A 21428-nucleotide genomic window follows, 5' to 3' on the forward strand; every position below is an offset into this window, starting at 1 on the left:
CAATGATCAGGTCAGCTCTCAGTGAAGACTTGTTTTCAGAAACAGTCATAGTAAATAGGTGGCGTTTCTCAGCGTTTGTCTGTGGATTTGATCCAAACTATGTCGATTTTCCGGGTTCCACCTCCTTTTGTATTCTATCTATAACGAACAGAACGTGAAGTAAGTACAGAAGCACAGCTCCATTAGCCGCCAAGACCACGCCAATAACCAATCCCGGCAAGAGATGAGAAATCAGCATTGATAATCCAAATGTGATTGCAAGAACATTAAGAGTGAGCTGGGCGACGGTCAGCTTAACAAGTATACCGGGTATCTTACTGCCTCCTCCAACCGTTCCGCTCGCCTGCCGACCAAGGAACTTGCCTATTGAAATCGCCCCTCCCAAAATATTCAGGACACCGACAAGCAGGGTGAGCGGATAGACCAAGATCTCCGGGATAATGCACGATACGGTTCCAAGAGCTGCAAATACAAGACCGATAAGGATCACCGGCAGAGATCTTGGAAAGACTCCTATCGGGGTGCTTCCCGAGGCAATCATCTGGATTGCGAAAATCATCATCAGCAAACCAAGCTGGGCACTTCCCGAAAAAGGCAGAAGCCCGAGATTTACAGGAATCAACAGCACACCAAGAATTATCATGAAGACACTTGTGAATAGAATCATCGCCCTGTCCATAGGTAGTTCTACTTCTTTGTCTTTCCTTTTCTGTTCTTGTGGGTAAGTGCTGTATATCTTTCTCAGAACAAAAGAAAGATATACAATGGCGGCTCCATAGATCAGAACCAAGATCGCCGTCATCTGAACACTTAGAAGACTCTGGTTCCACAGGAGTATCGATATGAGAATTGATGAAACGTATGCCACCGTACATCCAGCTATCAAATGTCGGAAGATCCCCCCATATTCGGACCATGCTCTGAGCTTATCCTTTGACAGAACCATCTGAACAAGCAGAAAAGCTCCTCCGGGGCCAAAGAAAAGGAATAGCAGAAGCCTGGGAATATCGTTGAAGGCATCTGGAATGAAACAAGTTATCGTTCCAATTCCACCAATGATAATTCCTGCAGCCACGACGAGTTTTGATCGTTTCAAGTCTCCAAAGGGCGTTTTCCCCATTGAAATTATCTGCAGCGAGAACATCACCAACAGAAGACCGTAAAGACCATTCTCATAGTAGGGTAGGCCGCCTGTAGCAACAGGGAAGAGCAGCATGCCAGTAATAAGAAGAATGAGCCCGGCTATCATCAATATTACAACTTCCAGAGAAAGCTCCGATTCGCTAAATACTTTTGTCAGTTTCATGGGCACTCATCCCGATCAATAGTAGGTTCCTTTGGTTCTGTAGTTCTCAAGGCGTTCTGCGGCCATATCAAACGCGAGCTTGTCGAACTTCTCTCGGTCTGTTCTGTAGGCCAGTTCGGCATCTCGGATGCTCTGCGGGAAGACAATCAGCAAATCTCCCTTTTCCATCTTCTCAAATATGTAGTTCACCGCATCTTCAACGGACACTGAATCCGGCGGGGGAGTCAGCTCGCCAAATATAGCCGTACGCACATTTCCCGGGCATACAACACTGAATTTAAGACCCTCGTAAGAGAGCTCGTAATAAAGGCTTTCCGTCATGGTTTTCACTGCGCTCTTTGTACTTGCATACAGTGCTTGATATGGAAGCGGAACCAACCCTGCTATAGAAGCTGTGTTTACAATATGGCCGGATTTTTGTTCTCTCATGATCGGTATGGCATGGTAGGTCCCGTAGATCACTCCCCAGAGATTGATATCCACAACCTTTTTCCAGATTTCGAGAGTCACCATCTCGGTCGGGATTGTCATTCCGATCCCTGCGTTGTTGAAGACGAAGTCAAGATGTCCTGCATTCTTCTTGGCAGACATGATTAGCTTCTCAACTTGATCTTCCTTTGTGACGTCAGTAAGAAAAGGTACAGCTTCACCGGCGTATTTCGAATTCAATCTCTTAGCTTCTCTATCGAGATTGTCCTGATTAACGTCGGCCATAAAAACAGTCGTTGCCCCCCTGGAAAGCATCTCTTCGGTCATACCAAGCCCTATTCCTGAAGCCGCTCCGGTAACCACAGCCACTTTCTTCTCAAAGTATCCGTTCATTTCCTCCTCCTCTCATATCCTATGGAAGTATCCTGGAATCGCCAACATTCAACTTAATTATTCCTTTTGCCATTGCCGCGGATGTAACCCTTTTGATCGGCAAAGCCTTCAGTGACCTTATGATTCTTGACTGCAATGGGTGCTGCTCATATGTTAGGCCGATCCATTCGACCGTGCCGGTACCATTCCACATCTGTTTGAAAACGGCCTCCTGAGGATAGAGAGTTGCATGACTCAAGGTAGCTCCGCCCTTTCCGAGATTAGGCAAATACCTCCACCCAAAGAGATTGATCTTAGGATTCTTGTTCAACTCCGCCAAATCTTCTTCACTTACCTCATCGCCTCTCTGGAGGTCTATTTTCAGGAATGTAAACTGCTCGTAGCTGGCCGCCACAAACCAATGATTTTTTAGATGGCGCTCAGACGAGATATCTGCGAACACCTTCGGTACTCCGTCCTCTTCACGGCCCCCGATTATCGGGCAGGTCTTGTTCTCCCATACGACAAGCGCATAGACTCCTTCGAGACCATCTGAGTTTCCCACATACTTTACAGGTGCCGTTACCTGAATTAGCCTGTATTCTCCCCCAATCATCCAGTCTACATCCCGGCAATTGGTGTACTGAACGGTAACGATAGGTTCTTTGAGCTCGAAATCTTCAGGGATGTGGTTCAGTAGAGCTTCTTCGTCCGTCTCATACTCCACCGTAATAACGGTATTGTCTCCGTAGAGAACCCTTACCGGGTAGAAAGGATCGCCACCAAAGTGCACAGGCATCTTGTAGATAAAGTCATGGTTGAAAACGAATTTCCCTTTTTTCCCAGACACTTCATTTCCTCCTCTCTGCATCATGATGATTTAATTGGGGATTTTGATTAACGCCAAATCCTCCAGACTCGTAAAACTTCGTGTATGATTCTTGCAACTCTGCTTCCTTATTGATGTTTGAATGAATCCATAATTATCCAAAAAAGTCGGTAAGTCTCTTGAAAAAGTCAGGATGAATGAAGACTGTACGAGAAACCCGGCCTCTACTTCAAGATTATTAGAACACAAACCCTCATGAACTTCCAAGTAAAAATGAATCAGCAAGAACAGAAGGAATAAGCTTCATTTCTGCGCAGTATTTCCGTAAACTCTGTCGCCATACTCAACGCTGGGCTTGATTCTAGAGATGATCTCTTCCAAGTTCTATTCTTCTGAATTGACCTGGCCTGCAATTCTCTTATCGGTACGGCTTGGCTTATGTTATCCTGGAGCTCTTACTATTCAGAAACTGTCGAAAGACGCTCTTCAAAAGCATCCAATCCCTGTATAATTAGAATAAATTCTCGCTTCTGAGGAGATTTTGTAACCGACTTGCCAAAAGGCATGATGCTCTTGACGCGGAGTGGATAGAGAATGGCTAAACGCTTTCTAATTGTACTCTTGACAATCTCGATTGTTTTTCTTGCATCCGGATGCCTCTTTTTTGGACTACCCAACTTAAATGGCAGCTGGGATGTCATCATAATTTATTCCGGCGGGGCTTCTGAAACCGCAACTTTTAATATTGAGCAACACATAGTATACAACTACAGGGGAAGTTTCTGTCTTGATTCATCTTGCAGAGAACTTTTCGGAATGATCTCAAACGATCGCGAAGTACATATAAACACCTGGACTTCTGAAAGAAGAATAGATTTCGCTGGATCGGTAACCAAGGACACGATGTCGGGAACGTTCACGATCTTCGATCTGGACGAAGGAACCTGGGAGGCGACGAAACGTTAGTTCGTGACCTCTCCGATAATCCGTGAATCTTTCAGATTTATCAGTTGTAACTTGCTGAGAGTTAGGATCTAGATCCCTTGCATAGGCTGTAGAAGATTGTGTTCATTCAGGTAAGACAGAATAGATATTCTCCACAGGCGCAAAGGATCAGATTACAATAGATCATCGGATTCATCAAACACTATCTCTTGAAAGCAGGTTTTTGGAGGGCGGAATGACAACAATATATCTAATGCGGCATGGACAGAGTCAGGCAAATGTAGAGGGGATATTTGCAAATGGCGATAATGGTTTTCCCCTAACCGATGAGGGAAGGATACAAGCGAAAATGGCCGCGCGCTATTTGAAGCTTAGGAACATTCGCAAGATCTACACCTCACCGATTCTGAGAGCAAGGGAGACCTCACGCATAGTCTCATCTGATCTTGAAATCGAACCTCAACTACTTGATGAGATCCGTGAATTTCACGTTGGCGAGCTTGAGGGCGAGCTCATTGAAGGGGAAGCAGAAAGAGCGTTTCTTGAACTTGTAAGAAGTTGGATTGATGGCAAGGTAGATAAGAGAATCCCCAACGGAGAGAGCCACAGAGAAGTTATCGATCGATTTTGGAAGGCTATGAATACAGTTGTTAGTGAATGTCCCGAAGGAGAAGTCCTTGCGGTAAGTCACGGAGGCTTTCTGTCAATGACCCTTCCCTTCGTTTGCAACGGAATCGACCCGAAGAGATTCTTCTCGAGATCAGGCATTTCGATAAACAACTGCGCTATAACCACCGTGAAAGCCTACAGAGAAAACGACTCTTTTTCGCTCGAGCTTGTGGACTGGGCGAATACTTCGCATATGGAACTGGATTTCGAAAAGGAACCAGTAGAGACTATCTGGAACTCAGAAGATTGATGGAAAGATGATTTAGGAAGGAGGCAACAGTCGTGAAGATTGGAATAATCGCCTATTCGAAGACCGGAAATACACTGTACGTTGCCGAAAAACTGAGAGATGAGTTGATCTCTGCGGGAAAAGAAGCATCTGTGGTAAGGCTGAGATCGGAGACTCCCGATCTCGAAAGATATGAGGGACTGGTCTTCTGCACTCCGGTGAATGGCGGAGCACCCGCCGATACTATGAAGAGCTACCTTGCCAAAATGAAGTCCCTTGAAGGCAAGAAGGTTGCCCTTATGGCTACGGGTCTCTTTCCAGCCGCTTTGGGAAGGAGACAGACGCTTGCCTACATGAAGAAGATCTGTAGAGAGAAAGGGGCAGAGATCTGCGGGGAGGCCAGCGTTGGATGGTGGAGTTTTGGACGAGAGAGAAAGATAGAGAGGTTGGTAGATGATCTCGCTTCTTGTTTCAAGTGACGGATGATTACAGTCAGTGTGTGCAAATCAGAATTACAACTGCCGGCCAAATTCACCTTCATATCATTCACTAATGAGTTCAACCAGATTTCTACAGGCCGCTTTTTGAAGATATTCCTTGTTGCAGAGGCAGAAGGCATTGGTTTTGAGAAAATCATAATCTCCCGCTAAACCGGGACAAAGTCTGCCGAAAACGCATCAATTTCCACGTACGATACCCGACAGTGCTAACAGCTCGGGCCTTTCGGAAAGCTCTTCGCGTCTTCTCGACTGATATACTTGTTGCGAAAGCGAAATCATCGCTGATCTCGACAGTGATTTGTTTTTAGAGACTATCATCAAAGGAGGACTTTTCAATGCGCAAATTGCTTTCAATGACTGCAATAGTTCTTCTAGTTTCTTCACTCTTTGCTTCAACACCGGAAGAGATTCTCGTCAAAAGCGGGAGTTTTTTAATGGGAACCACCTGGAGAGAGGAAGGCGTGGATAATGAAGCGGTTCGACGGATCCATCTGAATTACGATTACTACATCGGAAAGTACGAAGTTACCTTCGACGAGTACGGTTTTTTCAGTGCGGAGACTGGAAGGAGCCTTCCAGACGATGCGGGTTGGGGAAGAGGGTCTAGACCTGTAATCAACGTGAGCTGGTGGGACGCAATTGATTACTGCAACTGGCTTAGCCTTAAGGAAGGGTTGACCCTTGCCTACGACTTTGAAGGCAATCTGCTTGACGCATTGGGCAACAAAACCACAGACCCCTCAGAAGTTGAAGGTTACCGGCTTCCGACAGACGCAGAGTGGGAATTTGCAGCGAGGGGCGGTAACTTGAGCAAGGGCTATACAAGATCAGGTGGAAACTCGGTTGACTCAATAGCCTGGTATAAGTCGAACTCCGAAAACATGACCCATCCTGTGGGAACTAAAGCACCGAACGAACTGGGAATATACGATATGTCTGGAAACGTCTGGGAATGGGTAAGCGACTATCACATCAACTACTCCGTCTCGGAAGAGATAAATCCCTATACAGACACCTTTTCAGCATATAGAGTGAAGCGTGGAGGGAGCTGGATAGACTGCGTAATGGGCGTATGCGTAGATGTCAGGACTAAGGGCTTGCCAGATCACACTATCACAAATCTCGGATTCAGAATCTGTAGATCAGCAAAGTAAAGGCTTCTGCAATAATCTTAATTCCATCATAGAACCGTGTCTGGAATCATCTGGTGTCAAAGCTAACCCAGAACTTAATCATCTCCTGCAGTAGAAAGCAACGGAAATTAACAGTAGAACAACTTTATTGGCCCAATCGCCGAAACCGATTTTCACTCCTATTCCTAATTGCTCACCCAAAAATCAAACTGCCAAATCATTTGCTTCAGTTTTGTTTTTCGGAAAGAATGTACTATAATCTAGGCACATATGTTCTGAACAAATGATAGGAGAGATGTTATGACGGGAAAATTGATTAGAATGAACCGGATACTTAAAGAAGACGGAAAGACGGTAATCGTAGCGATGGACCACGGACAGTTTCAGGGTCCGATAAACGGCATCAGGAATGTCAGGGAGACTCTGAGTAACATAATTATCGGCCGGCCCGATGCAATAATCCTTAATCCGGGCGTTATCGAAAAGAACGGAGATTTGCTTGGAGGAAAAGTTTCGATTCTATGCAGAATAACCGGTGCATCTACTAACTACTCCACTATGTTTGATTATCACAGAATTACTACTTCTGTTGAACATGCGCTATCAATAGGAGCAGACGGAGTCGTTGTTATGGGATTCATAGGAGGCGATGGCGAAAATGCGTCACTGGAGATTATTGGCAGGGTGGCTGAGCAATGCAGCAGACTGGGAATGCCACTGATTGCTGAAATGCTTCCGCAAGCCATGGATCACTTCACTGACCCCGAATATATTGCTCTCGGAGCCAGGGTCGCATATGAACTTGGCGCCGATCTGATAAAGGTGTATTACACTGGCTTAGAATCTTTTTCAAAGGTTCTGGAATCGGTCCCTGTGCCGGTTGTGATTGCCGGCGGGCCGAAGGGAAAGGATGCCTTTGAAATGGCGAGAGAGGCTCTTGAACTTGGCGCGATGGGAGTTGCTTATGGAAGAAATGTATTCCAGGCCGACGACCAGACCGAATACGTAAGAAAGCTGCTGAAAACGGTCCACGGCTAGTCCGAAATGAGGTGGCGTTTATGAAAAAAACACTCTTGTTGGTTTTCGTATTGCTTGTTGTTAGCTTGGTGATCGGAATTGAAGGGTATGTCTTTGTTGACCTTAATTCAAACGGAATACTCGACGCAGAGGATCAGGTTGTTCAGGGTTGTCTTATTTCAAATGGAATTGAGATAGTACCTTCAGACAGTGGCGGGTTCTACAACATCTCTGATTCAAATGGCTTCGTATTCCTGATCAAACCAGATGGTTATGTATGCAACGAGTGGTATGCTAGAGGAGTCGAGAATCACGACTTCTTGCTGACGCCGATTGTGGAGAACGGCGTCTTCGCGGTTGTCAACGACATTCACTATGCCGATGATCCTGATCTCTTCTATGAGTCCCTGGGCGACAGAGAGATGATCGACAACCCAGATGAATACATGACTAAACTAGTTTCGATTCTTGAGACAATTAGTCCCGATTTCATTGTCTGCAACGGCGACATGGGAGCAAGCATCAAGGACATCGACGACGAGACTGCAACCAGATGGGCTACTAAGGTGAGAGACTATCTCACAGTCGGAGACATCCCAGTTTACTACTCAGTCGGAAATCATGAGACAAACAAAAAGAAGGAAGATCCGTACGACATTTTTCACAACGCATACGGACCTAAGTATTACTCTTTCAACAGCTGCGGAACGCACTACATTGTACTCAATACCCACAATGTTGTAGATGGCAGTTTCATCTACGAGATCGACTCCGTGCAGCTCGAATGGCTAAGAAGAGATATAGAATCTGTCGCTCTCAATACCAGAATAATTGTTTTCTCTCATGAACCGATATTCAATCTGGCAAAGACCGACAATTATTATGAGATGATGCAGATCTTTGCAGACGAGTGCTCATATCACATCAGCGGCCATAGACATACTATGATAGAGTACTTCGATGCCCCGTTTGTTGAGCTAACCTGCGGCGCCATATCGGGAGCGTGGTGGGAAGGCCCTTCCCCAACGGGTGACGAATATGGATTCACGCTTTTCGAAATGAAGAGAAATGATCTCAACTATTGTTTCGTTACTCTTACAGAAGATTATTCCGGGTGGTTCGACATGAGCAGAGAGACTCCCTATTCCGGAGTGGAGTATGTTCGATTCTGCACGTTTCCTTCAGTATCGGACGATATTGAAGTACTTCTCAATGATCGTGTCTTCGAATGCGATGTCTTGAAGAGAGAGATGAGCTATTGGTGCGAGTACTATTTCAACGTTAATCTTTCTTCATGTGGCGATGGCCTAAATGAAATAGTTGTACGCGTCGGAGATAAAGAATTCAGAAAGAAGCTCTTCGTCAGAAGCGCTCCGGTAGATATCAAATCTATGAAAACCAATCCAGAATACTTTGAGGGAGCTCTTGTGCTCGTCTCGAATTGCTCCAATACCGGTCAGTGGGGTACAACCTACACATTTAACGATGGCAGCGATACTTTTATGGTTCAAATAACCAATCTGGACATTCCATTTGCCATTTCCAAAGATGAGAAGTACTCTCTCTACGGAATCTTTAGAAACAACGAGAGAGTGGTCGATCCACTGAAGCTGTTGGTGGCCGAGGGAATTGTTCAGGAAGAATAAGGAGGGGAAATAAGTATGAAGAAAACCTTAGTGGTTGTTCTTGCGGCAATGCTTCTGTTTTCTGCTGCGGTAATCGCGAATCCCGTACTAAAGATCAGTGGTGTGATCGCGTTGAGAAATGAGGAAGGCGTCTGGCAACTCACACTTGACGAGTTCAAAGAACTGCCCCAAACCGAGTTCTTTGTCACCGATCCCTGGATGGGTGACAAAACATATGTAGGAGTGACTCTCGCCGATCTGCTGAAGTTCGTAGGGGTTCCTTCGGGCGCGAAAAAAGTCGTGATGGTCTGCTCCGATGAGAAAGAATTCGCAGTAACTTATGAAGATGCGTTGAAGTATCCGATAATGCTGACTCACTCAACCAGATCGGGCGAAAGCTTGAGGGCTCTTCCAGCAAGCCAGGGCGGCCCTATAAAGCTCGCGTATCCGATCAACGACTTCCCTGAAATCACCGACAAGTATCCATCAGATAACTGGGCATGGTACGTTGTCGAAGTCAGGGTTGAGATGTGATTTTCGTAATGGGGGAGGCCAACTCCCCCATTATCTGTTAGAAGAGGTGGCTGATTTGAAAGCAGCAATTTACAAGGGCATTGGGAAGATCGAAATCGAAGATATTGATACTCCCACAATTCAGGTAAACGAAGGCCTTGTCAAGATAGGGATGGTCGGTGTCTGCGGCACAGATATCAAGACATTCAACAAAGGTCACCACATGTTCAAACCGCCTTGCATTCTAGGGCATGAATTCACGGGAAGGATTGTTGAAAAAGGCGCATCGGTAGATCGCGATTTCGGTGATTCTAGATATGTTATTGCCCCCTACATAGAGTGCGGTAAATGTGAGATGTGTCAAAAGGGAGTTCCCGAGCTCTGCTCAAAGAAATTCTGGGTCGAAGGGGCCTTTACCGAGTATGTGAAAGTGCCGTCGGAGATCCTGGAAAGGGCGACTCTGAAAATACCCGATGATGTTCCTGAAAGTACCGCGACCCTTACAGAACCGCTTGCCTGTGCGATTCATGGCATTGATAAGGCAAGAATAAAACCTGAAGACAGGGTCCTGGTTGTTGGAAGCGGGCCAATGGGGCTGCTTCTTGGAAACGCTCTGAAGAACATGAGATGCGAGACATACATTTCCGATGTTGATAATAACAGGCTGTCCATGGCAGCAAACTGCGGTCTCAAAACTATAGACTTCAGTGATTCGAGTTTCGAAAGCTTCAAGAAGAGTCAATCTCGTTTCGATTCAATTATCCTTGCAAATGATAAAAAGGAACTTGTCAATCAGCTTCTACCTTTTGTTTGTCCGGGCGGAACATTTGAACTGTTTGGTGGAATGTCGAGAGACACGATCCTGGAAATAGATCCTTACTTTATTCACTATAAAGAGGTAGATCTCGTCGGCACTTTTGGTTTCTCCGAGAAGGATTTCAAGAAGGCTTTCGGCTTCATCACTGGCGATCCAGATTCTTTCTCGAGATTGATTTCCAGAGTTTGGGATCTGGAGAATATTGACGAAGCCTTTAAAGATGCTATTGACAAGACCAAAATCAAGATTGTCGTTAAGGTCTCCCACTAGGAGGGATTTAAGTGAAGAAGGTATTTCTCTTTTCGTTACTTCTCATAGTCAGCACGGTTGTATTCGCTGTTACCCTCGATTTCTACTGTCTTGCCTGGCAACCTGCAGCGGTCGACAAAATATACGATCTGGTCGATATCTGGAACATGGAGAATCCGGACATTCAGGTCAATATCATCTGGGGTACATGGGAGTCTTCAGATCAGTACCTGTTGACGAGTTTTCAGGGCGGAAATGCACCGGACGTCTTTCATACTGATGCAGAGAAGTTCCGAGAGTATGGGATGATGGGATACGCTGCACCGCTCAACACTTGCGTCACAGACGACATGATTGCAGACATCCCTGCCCACATATTCGAAGATTGCTACGATTTCACCGGCAATCTATATGGTATTCCGTGGTGTCAGGAAACGCAGGTGATCTTCTACAACAAAGACATATTCGAAGAAAGCGGAATCAGATTACCTCTCGACAGAATGATTTCGTGGGAACAGCTCCTCGATATTGCTCAAAGCGTTACAAAGAAAGATGAAAGCGGGAATGTAATAACCTGGGGAATCCTTGCTCCGCTAATGGAGAGGTTTCACTGGACGTTGATCGCTCAGAATGACGGAACGATACTTACTAAGGACAGCAATCATAAATGGAAGGTCGAGATCAATGAGGGGGCAAAAGAAGCTATTGAATTCTACCTTTCGCTAATAACGGAGCACAGGGTGATGCCGAGAGATGTTATAAGCATAGACTACACCTCTCTAATGCAGGGATTCATAAACGGAAAGTACGCAATGGTTACCTTCGGCTGCTGGAACAGACGGTTCTTGCTTCAGAACAAGAACTTCAACTGGGGTATGCTTCTTGTCAAGAACGGTGACAACAAGATCAATGCGTCCGACCCCCAGGCTTTCGGTATCTCAAAGCTGTCCAAGCACAAGGATGAGGCCTTTGCCTTTATAGAATTCATGACAAATACTGAAAACTCAGCCGAGATAAGCTACAGCGACTATCTCTTCCCTGTCAGAGAGTCATCTCTCGAGGATCCGAGATTCAGCTCTCCGGAAAACGAATGGAACATCGCAAAAGCCTGGCTCCAATACTCGGACAACGTGAAGCCGGGGATGCCCGGATTCTACTCCTTCGAATGGAAGCTGTTTGTTCCGAATCTCGAAAAAGTCATCCTCGGAAGCGTGAGCCTCGATGCCGCCCTTAAGGATACTGTCACTGAAGGAAACAAGATGCTGAAGAAACTCGGGCTTCAATAATCAGTTATAGCTTGAGGAGAGTGAAAGGACTCTGCAGAGGTTGTGTGTACTGTTTGATCTAAGCTCTTTTGAGAGACTCCTTTCATTATTTCCTTATTAAGAGCTTGTATTCGCCAGTATAAGGTGATACTGGCAGTCTGTGAAAAACATGCTACCGATTAACTCGGTAACTGTCGGGAGTGATGATAAATCAGAAAGAGCGAAACGGCCAAGGCGCTGCCGTATATTCTACCGGTATTGATCGTAGTAGCGCTCATAAGTGTATACCCATTTGTTAACGGGATATACAACAGTTTCTTTTCCGATGCTGTCTTCGGAGGTGGAAAGTACTTTTCAGGCCTTGAGAATTTTAGAGACCTGATGTCTGACAGCCTCTTCTGGACCGGACTGAAGAACAACTTTATATGGTCGGCCGCATGTGTGGGATTTGAGCTTGCAATAGGTATGCTGATAGCGCTGTTGCTCAATCTTCCGTACATAAGGCTCAGAGGGCTATACAGAGCACTCATCCTTCTTCCCTGGGCAACAACTCCCGTTGTCGCGGCACTGATCTGGAGATACATCTTTGGGGTAATGGGACCGCTGAATTCCTTTCTGAATGCTGTGGGATTTGCAAATCCTCCCAACTGGTTGGTAACCCCCGGCTATTCTCTGTTCGCCTGTATAGTCGCAAACATCTGGATAGGCCTCCCATTCGTTATTGTGACTCTTCTGGCGGGACTGCAGTCCCTTCCGTCTGATGTATACGAGGCCGCTGAAATAGATGGTGCCGGTGTATTGAAGAGGTTCTTTCATCTCACTCTGCCTCTAATGAAGAGCTTGATTCTGATCCTTGTTACCTTGAACACTATCTGGACTTTCAACATGTTCGATATCGTCTACTCAATGACAAACGGTGGACCTGGAAACTCTTCAATGTTGCTGTCGCTGTACTCCTATCAGAACGCTTTCGCCTACTTTCAGCAGGGTTATGCTTCTGCAATCGGCGTAATCTGTCTGCTTATTCTCCTTCTACCAGTAACCTTTTACATTAGGGAGGTAAGAAATGAGGCCTAAGAGAAGCGTAGTAATTACAATGAACATCGTTGCCTTTGTAGTAGTTCTCCTAATCCTCTCTCCTCTCTTGATGCTAGTACTAAACTCTTTCAGAGAGACTATGGATATTTATCAGAATCCCCTAAAGCTTCCCGAGAAGTTATATACTGGAAATTACTCAAAGATCTTCCAGGACACCAGTTTTCGCAGGAACTTTGCGAACAGCATGACAGTTACCCTCGTCACCGTTCTGCTTTGCATAGTCATAACAATGCTGGCAGGTTACGCCATGTCTAGATTCAAGTTCAAGGGCAAGAATCCCTTGATACTTTGGTTGCTAGCTTCCCAGGCTTTTCCGGGAATTCTTATGATTATTGGCCTCTTTTCTCTTTTGAACCGATATTCTCTTCAGAACAATCCCATAGGTTTGATTATTCTGTACACTACCTTTACTATCCCTTTCTGCAGCTGGCTTCTTAAGGGGTACTTCGATGAGATTCCTCAGGCACTTGAAGAAGCTGCAATGATAGACGGCTGTACTCGCTTTCAGGCAATGAGGAAGATAATCGTACCGATGGCCGTTCCGGGGATTGTTGCTGTCGGAACGTTTGCCTTTCTTCTCTCGTGGAATGAGTTCTTTTTCGCACTTGTAATCATGAGAGAGAATGCGAATTACACCCTTCCAGTATTTCTCTCAAGGTTTGTTGGAACTGGAGGCGCCGTTGAGTGGGGTGCGCTTTCGGCCGGAGCTCTCATCACTGCTCTTCCTCCTATCCTTCTATTTCTTCTCTCGCAGAAGTATTTGATCGGAGGCTTAACGAGAGGTGCTGTCAAATGAGAGCTGCGGTTATTGGTGCGGCCTCAATCGACAGATACTTGATTCTCGATTCATATCCTGAAAGAGATTCCATGGTATTTGCAAAAGGCACACACAATTTCATCGGGGGATCGGGAGCAAATATCGCGCTGAATCTCTCGAAATATGTTAAGACGGACTTCTACTTTGGTACGGGAAATGATTTAACTTCGGAGTGGATTCTCAAGAGGCTTTCTTCTTCGGAACTGAACCTAAGCTACAAAATCGAGGATGGACCTGGTGCTGAGACGATAGTGATGTTGGATTCTCACGGAGAGAGAAGAATCATATCGCTTGGAGGCCACGCCCTCTTTAGCGGCGTAATCGATGAAAAGAGATACGATGCGATTTGCGTAGCCGACTGTTTCAAGGAAGTAGCTGTCGATGCTTTCCGAAAGGCCTCTGAATCTCTGAAGGTCTATGTGCCTGGTGGTTGTGGTCTGTATTTCGGCGTAGATGCCGTTATTGAGGTATCCTGTCTGTCGGATTTCACTATACTCTCGGAGGGCGAAGCGCAGACCATTCAAGACAGAATAAATGAGATAACCTCAAACGTAATCATAACCAGAGGATCATCCGAGACACTCTGGATAGATGGAAACAAGAGCCGTCGTTCATTTGAAGTCGAGAAGACTGGAGGAAAGCTCGCGGACACTACAGGTGCCGGTGACGCTTTTGCCGCAGGATTTATAGAGAAGTTCATAGAGTGCGGGGATCCGGTCCAAAGCATCTACCATGCTCACAGGAAGGCTGCGGAAGTGATCTCGGTGATTGGGCCGAACCTCGTGGAAGGGAGGAAAGACCTACGATGAAAGGACTGATGGCCGATAGAGACACAATGATAAAGGTGTGCAAACTCTATTATCTTGAAGACCTGACACAGAGTGAAATAGCAAAACTGGTCGGAATATCCAGGCCTCAAGTGAGCAGGTTACTCACAAAAGCCAAGAACGAGGGGATCGTGAGGATCGAAATCGATTCGGGAAGCCTGGGAAATTCTGAAGAGATCTCAATGGAGATGAAAGAGAGATTCGGCCTGAAGAACGTTATCGTTGCGGATGAAGGAACGGAGGTAGGAACAATAACCTCGATCGCTAAATCTGCAGCTAAATTTCTTCCCGATTACGTGAAGAATGGACAGCTTGTGGGGATCTCCTGGGGTCGAACTCTGTACGAGACAGTTGAAAGAGTCGTGTTCAACGGGGAGCTTCCAAACACAACATTCATACCCTTAATCGGCGGCGTTGGCCAGTTGCGCCATGAGTATCAAATGAATTCAATAGTTGAGAAGATCGCAAATTCCTTTCACAGTAATCGTTACTACCTTTTCGCTCCGGCCTTCATAGAGAACTCGAAGACTCTGAATATGATGCTCGAAGACGGCTCAATAAGATTCATGTCGGAGATGTGGAAGAGGCTGGATCTGGCAATTGTAGGTATAGGTGAACCCATATCTTTATCCAATGCCTTCAAGAACATCTACGACAAGGAGTTCCTTGCTAATCTTATGAAACACGCAGCGGTTGGCGACATAGCAGCGAGGTTCTTTGATGCCAGCGGAATACCTTGTGTTTCCGGAAACGAAAACATTCTGGGGATTTCTCTTGAGCAGCTGAAGGAAGTCCCCGAGGTAATTGGAATTGCCGGTGGAAAGGAAAAGGCTCTGGCGATTCACGCGGCAATTAAGGCCGGATACATCAATTCAATCGTCACGGATCGGAGTACCGCTCTCCAGATACTCCGGATGGAGAGGTAATATGAGAATCGGATTAGTTTACAATCCAAACTCCGGTAAGAGAGAGAATGATCGCAGTCTCATGAAGGCACTCGCCTCAAAGCTTCAGGGAATGCATCTTTTCTGCACCAGATCTACTCATTTCCACCTGAAAGAGTATTTCGATCTGGAAGTAATAGGATCGGAGCCAATATTCAGCGACTACAGGGACACCGTAAACGCCGGCAAAGTCCTTTCAGAGACAGATCTAGTGATCTCAATCGGGGGAGACGGAACTGCATCCGATATCATTGCGGGTATGCGCAAGATCGGAAGGCTTGTGCCTGTTGTAGGCGTAGCTCTAGGAACGTCAAATTGCGGACCCTTCATCGTTCTGAGATCGGTCAGCGATATACATGAATTTGACTTCCTGAATATTGAGCCCATATGGGTAACGGGACTGGATGTCTTTGAAGAAAGGTACGTGGGTTCGGCATTCAACGATATCGTCATTTCCCAGACACTAATTTCGACAGTTGAGGGAGAGACCTGCACTATCGATGCTTCGGATTTCTTCTACAGAAACAAGAGAACACGTAGAGAACCTACATCAATTGCTTCAGCCGCAAGCAGATTGGAGATCAATGGCGAAGAGATCACGCCGAGGTTTCAACCCTCTCAGATAATCATCTCTCCATTCTCTGAAGACATGAAGTCTCTATATGCATACAGGGCAGTTAATGGGCTCCTTTGCTGGCTGCCGTATTTACTATGCAACTCGGCAATGATTGTCTCTTCGAGGCCGATAATAACTATGGTGGAACCGGGCGAGACCGTTTCCGCGGACCTCAAGCAGTTTATCCTTGCCAGCACTGATACAGTGCGGCTATCAGGCTTCAATGCCTTCTGCGTAATAGATGGCAATCCAAGAGTGGATCTTTCAGTGAGTGTCGGGATTGAAGTGATAACAAATGAAAGAGCAGGACTCTGTCTACGAAGAAGTGATGGAAAGTGAGCAGGATTCTCCGGGCACTTGAAGCATTCGCAGTTGGCGATGCGATGGGAATGGTAACGGAATTCATGACCCGACGACAAATCTATACCAGGTTCAGTTTTGTAAGTGATCTGCTGGAACCAAACCAATCGCTCATCCACAGAAACCTAGTAAGAGGTCAGATAACGGACGATACGGAGCAGGTCATTTATTTAACCAGACTTTATCATGAGAAAGGGAACTTCTCACAGGAGACAGTCAAAGAAGCTCTTTGCAGGTGGGAGGACGAGTGCGACCCTGTTGCGAAAGGCTACATAGGACCGAACACTAAGAGAGCTATCGAAGCCTTCAAAAATAGGCAGGACTTCGAAAGCCTTGGTACAACCAGCGGAGCACCAATGAGAGTGCTAGCTCCAGTGTTATGTAATCTAGACAGAAGCGAGAAACATCTTGTCGAAGCAATAAGAAACTGTACTGTCCCTACTCACAACACGAATCTTGCTCTTGAAGCTTCTCTGGCAGTCGGATTTGCCTATTACTACGCTGCGAGAGGATTGAATGCCAACGGGATCGTCGAGGCCGCAATAAGAGGCTCTAAAGTATGCGAAAAACTCACCTGTGCAGAATTTGTAGGACCTTCGGCCGGCGAAAGACTTGCTGCCATCAAAGGTCTCATCGGTGGGCAACATCCTGACGATTTCTTGGACAGGCTTTACTATGTATTCGGAACAACTATGGAGGCCGTGGATGTCGCCGTGGCAGCGATCGCCATAGGCCTTTTCTGCAGAGATGATGTCTGGTTGGCAATAAGAATGGGCGCTTCGATAGGTGGTGATACCGATACTATAGCCGCAATAGCTGGAGCACTGTCTTCTCTTCAGGGCGATGCAAACAACATCCCTCACTTCATAACCCAGAGAGTCCTGAAGGCAAATGAAGATCTTGATCTTGAGAAGCATGCGAGATACATCGAAAAGATGAGTGACATAGATGATTAAACTCCTCTCCGGAAGCGCCTCCGTTGGAATTATCTACGGAATCTTCAATTTCGTTCTCATACCCTATCTCAACGGCAAGTTTCACTCGACTGCTCTGGCTGGGAACCTGGTTTCAGCAGGCATGATTATAACGATCTTCACAGGGATGCTTATCGGCTATCTTGGTGACCGAAGCAAAAAGTATCTTGCCTTCATTAAAGGACTCTTCATCATTACGATTATCAGTATGTTCATACTCAGCACTAACAACGAGATCCTGTTGGGTATTGCGGCTGTAGTTTTCACCATGTCGATTTTCAGTTTGCTTACACCATACTCTGCCCTTGTCAGCAACGTAAGTAAACCGGGCAGAAAGGACAGAAACTATGGATTCATGATGGGTATTATGAACATCGCCACCTTTCTCTCCTCTCTCTTTATAGGAGTCACCCTTTCAAGAAGCGGTGAGACAGCCTTTGTGGTTTTCTCAATAGCCGCTGCAGTTCTCGTTGTTCCGCTTTTCTTCTATAGAGCCGAGTCCCACATAGTTGATTCTGCTGTGGGCATCAAAGAAGAAGATTTGAGGTTCAGAGTTGACAGGAAGATAGTATTTGTGATGATCTCACAGTTTGGCCTGTGGTTTTCAATGGGCGGGATACTTCCCTACCTGACATCTTTCATAAGCAGTGATATTGGTGTTTCTCTTGGCACTGCATCATCGATAATGGGAATATCAACTCTTGTGAGTGGCGTGACTTCTCTCATGACTGGCACTCTGAGCAAAACGCTCGGGCAGAAAAGGCTGCACATTACGGCGCTTTCTATCCTGGCCGGCGTTTTCTTGTCAGTTAGTATCTTCTACTCTGGATTCCTAGATCTTGACCCATTTCTGATGCTTATCGTGTTGATTCTCTTTAGCTTTGCTTTAGGAATAGTTCTCGCCCTCAACGTGACGATCGTTTCAGATACAGTCTCCCTTGCAAATCAGGGGAAAATCTTCGGTCTCAATAACATAGTAATGGTGCTCTCTCAATCGCTTGCCTTAAGTCTCATAGGTTCTTTGATAACGCTGAGTGGCTACAATCTGGCATTTGCTTTCGTAGCAGGAGGTTTTGCTGCTGCAATATTATTCTTCGTAATGAGCACGCTTAATTATCAAAGGCCCCTCACCGAGCATAAGGCAGGCAAAACCTAGAAGCAAACCCAGTGATAAAGCTAAACTAATTATCCGAGAGGAGTATTCTCTACATGCTGCTTCGCTTAAGCTTCAGCTCTTCGTGAAGACGTTCGCATCTTTCGTACCAAAGCACTTCATAATCATCGTGATTGATAATTCTTTCGACAAGGTCGTACGGAGTGAAAACTCCTTCCTCTACACACCAATTCACACATTCCTTGTATTCCTCAAGGTCCAGCTTCTCGTCTGTTATCTCGATGAAGATCGAGTCATAACCTTCGATAATCGCCGCTATGGCTCGTGTATGCCCATCGGCCATAACGAACTTACCGTCTAAATCGATAACCGGAACCGGAACGCTCTTGAGAGTCTCCTTTTTCCGAATCGCTCTCAGCTTTTCCTTTGATATATATAGCTGGCTTGGCTGGAGATCCTCAATTCGGACTTTGAATCTTTCTGACATCCACTTAGCTCCTCCAAGAACCTTGACTACAGATTTTCAAATGCTCATCAAATAAAGAAGCGTCTGAATGAACGATCCACTTCTCGTAGACTAACCTACCATACATTATGAAGAACGCAAGTGCTATAATTTCACTGTTGAAGGGCTTTCCCTACTTAGTCTAGCCAAACATTATGAACAGGCGGGCCTTGATTCAGTCCCAGAGACCGCAAAGGGCTAAGGCCAGAAAAGTGCCGATGATTATCTTCAAAGAATGGAACGAAGTTCTCATAAACCTTGTATAAAGGAGGAAACGATGATGAAGAGAAGTCTGATTTGGACTACAAGTCTTCTTTTAGTCGTGTTTGCCATCACCAGCTGTATACCCTTTCCGAAAGTGAAAACCTACCGCGCATGGGTAGTGGGGCAGACAGACACAAACGGAATCGCAATGCTTTACTTCTCGGACGATTCCGGTGAAACCTGGACGCGCCAGGCCATGGACATCCTGCCTGAAGGTAAGAGTTTGGAGGATGTTCTTTCCGTAGATCAGAATAGAGTCTGGGCTTGCGGTTCAGACGGGCTATTAATGAAAACGGTCAATGGTGGCTCCGACTGGAAAATAGTTGAAGTTTCGGAAGTTGCCAATGATTCATTTTTCGCTTCAATCTCCGTTTATGGAGATAGAATTTGGGTCAGCGGCGACAGCGGACTTGTCATCTTCTCTGAGGACAATGGCCATAGCTGGACGGTTTGCGACCTTCCCGAAAACGGAGCAGATTACTTGATTCAGGGAATCCACGCAATAAACCAGAATGTGATCTATGCGGTTGGAAACAAATCAACACCCAGAGCTGGCATAGTTCTCAAAAGCGAAAATGGTGGCCAAAACTGGGACGAGATTGATCTCCCCAACAACTACAACGATAATGGGTGGATTGGCGTTAAGGCTACGGATGAAAATCATATAGTCATCCACGGTGGCCAAGGCCACTATGCCGTGACTGCCAATGGTGGGAAACAATGGGTCACGGGAGGCCCGCTCTTTCCAAAAGACCTGAACTCTCTGTTAATGATGGACTGTTCAACTTACTGGGCAGCCTGCGATTTTGATACGATAATCCTTACTGAGAACAGTGGTATAAGCTGGGAAGAACAGCCGTCGGCAGGAACAAGCAACTCCTTTTTGGTAGGGATAGATGCGCTCGACAGAAACAACGCGTTAGTCGTCGGTTCTTCGGCGGGAGACCCGCGATTCGGCAAGATCTTGCGCACAACAGACGGAGGAAAAAACTGGGAAGTAGTTCTTAGTGCAGAGGAATGTCCAGTTTCCCTCAGTGATGTTTCGATTGCTGAGAAGAGTATGTGAAACCGGAGTCGGAAAGAGCGGAATAAGACGCAAGGCGCCGGAAAGCATCGGCGGAAGTGATGCCACCTTCGGTGGGACGCATTGCACTGAAAAGCATCAGTGGACGCAAGGCTGGCGAAGACCACGCCAGGTCGCAATGCCCGGAGAAGCATACGGGGACGCAAGGCCCGCTTCGCGGGGATGAAAACTCTTGGAGAGCAAAAGAGACTCTTTCTCCGTTGAATGGTTCTCCGTTCTCCGAAAAAACCTGTTCTTCGTTCCAGAGCGAGGATCTGTTCTTCGTTCTTGGAATTCGCTGATCGCTTGTAAAAGCTCAGCTGCAAGTGACAAGTTGCGATTTGTATGTTGTTAGAGCATAAGCTAGGAAGGCAGTTCTCGAGTTTGATTCCAACGAAGGACGCCTCTTTAAAGCGGAAGTGGTTCTTCACAGCGCTCAGCATGTTTTCGGAAACGTTTTTCAAAGAACTAGATCCCGATCAGTTACCCTGAACAGGAGATTATCAGGGCAGGCTCCTCGGGATGACAGTCTTTTCTTGATTCGTGTCATCTGGCGTGCTTCTGGCCAGAGCAGCTTTCATATCCTATCGGTGAACGGGTCTCTGTCGGTCCCGGAGGACGGCGGAGCGGTGCCGGTCAACGTTCTACTCAGCAGCGTTCAGAGATTAGTGGCTCTTAGCCCGGCGCAGCCGGAACTGGCCTCGCCGAAGGCGAGACTGGCCAGGCGAAGCCTGACTGGCCTGCGTAAGCAGACTGGCTTCTCTTCTCCTATTCTCGTAACGAAGCTCTCGACAATGATCTTTCTCGGCCGATTTTTCGGTGGACGGCCATGCTCTTTGACGAAGAACGGTTTTTCACAGCGCTCAGCGGGTTTTTGCTCTTAAGAGCACAGCGGCTCTTATCCTTGCAACTTGCAACAGGCAACTCACAACTGCTCTTCGAAGGACG

At 46.3% G+C, this 21428-nt stretch carries 21 protein-coding genes; 17 read left to right on the top strand and 4 right to left on the bottom strand.

The window, feature by feature from the left end:
- Nucleotides 1-97: 97 nt before the first annotated feature.
- The 3 genes from RJ60_RS12175 to RJ60_RS12185 are packed head-to-tail and all read right to left on the bottom strand — an operon-like array spanning nucleotide 98 to nucleotide 2957.
- On the bottom strand, nucleotides 98-1306 hold the full coding sequence (locus RJ60_RS12175; protein WP_103134864.1) for a hypothetical protein: 1209 nt from the start codon (nucleotides 1304-1306) through the stop codon (nucleotides 98-100).
- 15 nt (nucleotides 1307-1321) lie between these two features.
- A complete protein-coding gene (locus RJ60_RS12180) occupies nucleotides 1322-2128 on the bottom strand; it encodes an SDR family oxidoreductase (protein ID WP_103134865.1) in 807 nt (268 codons plus the stop codon).
- A 19-nt stretch (nucleotides 2129-2147) separates the two neighbouring features.
- Nucleotides 2148-2957, bottom strand: coding sequence for an acetoacetate decarboxylase family protein (locus RJ60_RS12185; RefSeq protein ID WP_103134913.1), 810 nt, complete (start codon nucleotides 2955-2957; stop codon nucleotides 2148-2150).
- Between the two features lie 573 nt (nucleotides 2958-3530).
- Here RJ60_RS12185 and RJ60_RS12190 point away from each other — a divergent pair.
- The 16 genes from RJ60_RS12190 (at nucleotide 3531) to RJ60_RS12265 (ending at nucleotide 18690) form a co-directional block, all read left to right on the top strand.
- Nucleotides 3531-3902, top strand: a complete 372-nt coding sequence (locus tag RJ60_RS12190; protein WP_103134866.1) for a hypothetical protein — start codon at nucleotides 3531-3533, stop codon at nucleotides 3900-3902.
- Between the two features lie 214 nt (nucleotides 3903-4116).
- Nucleotides 4117-4800, top strand: coding sequence for a histidine phosphatase family protein (locus RJ60_RS12195; RefSeq protein ID WP_103134867.1), 684 nt, complete (start codon nucleotides 4117-4119; stop codon nucleotides 4798-4800).
- A 32-nt stretch (nucleotides 4801-4832) separates the two neighbouring features.
- Nucleotides 4833-5258, top strand: a complete 426-nt coding sequence (locus RJ60_RS12200; RefSeq protein WP_103134868.1) for a flavodoxin domain-containing protein — start codon at nucleotides 4833-4835, stop codon at nucleotides 5256-5258.
- A 356-nt stretch (nucleotides 5259-5614) separates the two neighbouring features.
- Complete coding sequence (locus tag RJ60_RS12205; RefSeq protein WP_258006309.1) at nucleotides 5615-6433, top strand: formylglycine-generating enzyme family protein; 819 nt, start codon at nucleotides 5615-5617, stop codon at nucleotides 6431-6433.
- A gap of 279 nt (nucleotides 6434-6712) precedes the next feature.
- Complete coding sequence (locus tag RJ60_RS12210) at nucleotides 6713-7450, top strand: class I fructose-bisphosphate aldolase (protein ID WP_099828453.1); 738 nt, start codon at nucleotides 6713-6715, stop codon at nucleotides 7448-7450.
- A 20-nt stretch (nucleotides 7451-7470) separates the two neighbouring features.
- Nucleotides 7471-9075, top strand: coding sequence for a metallophosphoesterase (locus RJ60_RS12215; RefSeq protein ID WP_103134869.1), 1605 nt, complete (start codon nucleotides 7471-7473; stop codon nucleotides 9073-9075).
- 15 nt (nucleotides 9076-9090) lie between these two features.
- Complete coding sequence (locus RJ60_RS12220; RefSeq protein ID WP_102818738.1) at nucleotides 9091-9588, top strand: molybdopterin-dependent oxidoreductase; 498 nt, start codon at nucleotides 9091-9093, stop codon at nucleotides 9586-9588.
- Between the two features lie 55 nt (nucleotides 9589-9643).
- Nucleotides 9644-10654 (top strand): alcohol dehydrogenase catalytic domain-containing protein, encoded by a 1011-nt coding sequence (locus RJ60_RS12225; RefSeq protein ID WP_099828456.1) that lies wholly within the window; start codon nucleotides 9644-9646, stop codon nucleotides 10652-10654.
- Between the two features lie 11 nt (nucleotides 10655-10665).
- A complete protein-coding gene (locus RJ60_RS12230) occupies nucleotides 10666-11919 on the top strand; it encodes a sugar ABC transporter substrate-binding protein (protein ID WP_103134870.1) in 1254 nt (417 codons plus the stop codon).
- Nucleotides 11920-12156: 237 nt separating this feature from the next.
- Nucleotides 12157-12975: a carbohydrate ABC transporter permease gene (locus tag RJ60_RS12235; protein ID WP_099828458.1), complete on the top strand. Its 819-nt coding sequence runs from the start codon at nucleotides 12157-12159 to the stop codon at nucleotides 12973-12975.
- Nucleotides 12965-13792, top strand: coding sequence for a carbohydrate ABC transporter permease (locus RJ60_RS12240; protein WP_103134871.1), 828 nt, complete (start codon nucleotides 12965-12967; stop codon nucleotides 13790-13792). The genes RJ60_RS12235 and RJ60_RS12240 overlap by 11 nt, the downstream gene beginning before the upstream one ends.
- The gene (locus RJ60_RS12245; protein ID WP_103134872.1) at nucleotides 13789-14622 is read left to right on the top strand and encodes a carbohydrate kinase family protein; all 834 of its coding nucleotides are present in this window, start codon (nucleotides 13789-13791) and stop codon (nucleotides 14620-14622) included. The genes RJ60_RS12240 and RJ60_RS12245 overlap by 4 nt, the downstream gene beginning before the upstream one ends.
- Nucleotides 14619-15566 carry a sugar-binding transcriptional regulator gene (locus RJ60_RS12250; protein WP_103134873.1) on the top strand — a complete coding sequence of 316 codons (948 nt, stop codon included), beginning with the start codon at nucleotides 14619-14621 and terminating at the stop codon, nucleotides 15564-15566. The genes RJ60_RS12245 and RJ60_RS12250 overlap by 4 nt, the downstream gene beginning before the upstream one ends.
- Nucleotide 15567: 1 nt before the next feature.
- Nucleotides 15568-16539, top strand: coding sequence for a diacylglycerol kinase family protein (locus RJ60_RS12255; protein ID WP_103134874.1), 972 nt, complete (start codon nucleotides 15568-15570; stop codon nucleotides 16537-16539).
- The gene (locus tag RJ60_RS12260) at nucleotides 16536-17516 is read left to right on the top strand and encodes an ADP-ribosylglycohydrolase family protein (RefSeq protein WP_099828463.1); all 981 of its coding nucleotides are present in this window, start codon (nucleotides 16536-16538) and stop codon (nucleotides 17514-17516) included. Before RJ60_RS12255 ends, RJ60_RS12260 begins: the two co-directional genes overlap by 4 nt.
- On the top strand, nucleotides 17509-18690 hold the full coding sequence (locus RJ60_RS12265) for an MFS transporter (RefSeq protein WP_103134875.1): 1182 nt from the start codon (nucleotides 17509-17511) through the stop codon (nucleotides 18688-18690). The genes RJ60_RS12260 and RJ60_RS12265 overlap by 8 nt, the downstream gene beginning before the upstream one ends.
- 49 nt (nucleotides 18691-18739) lie before the next feature.
- Here RJ60_RS12265 and RJ60_RS12270 read toward each other — a convergent pair whose 3' ends face one another.
- A complete protein-coding gene (locus RJ60_RS12270; RefSeq protein ID WP_103134876.1) occupies nucleotides 18740-19135 on the bottom strand; it encodes a hypothetical protein in 396 nt (131 codons plus the stop codon).
- A 295-nt stretch (nucleotides 19136-19430) separates the two neighbouring features.
- On the opposite strand from RJ60_RS12270, the gene RJ60_RS12275 reads away from it, so the two are divergent.
- Nucleotides 19431-20483 (top strand): YCF48-related protein, encoded by a 1053-nt coding sequence (locus RJ60_RS12275; RefSeq protein ID WP_103134877.1) that lies wholly within the window; start codon nucleotides 19431-19433, stop codon nucleotides 20481-20483.
- The last annotated feature ends 945 nt before the right edge of the window (nucleotides 20484-21428 follow it).

Origin of the sequence: Mesotoga sp. B105.6.4 (assembly GCF_002896535.1) — a bacterium.
Taxonomy (GTDB): Bacteria; Thermotogota; Thermotogae; order Petrotogales; family Kosmotogaceae; genus Mesotoga.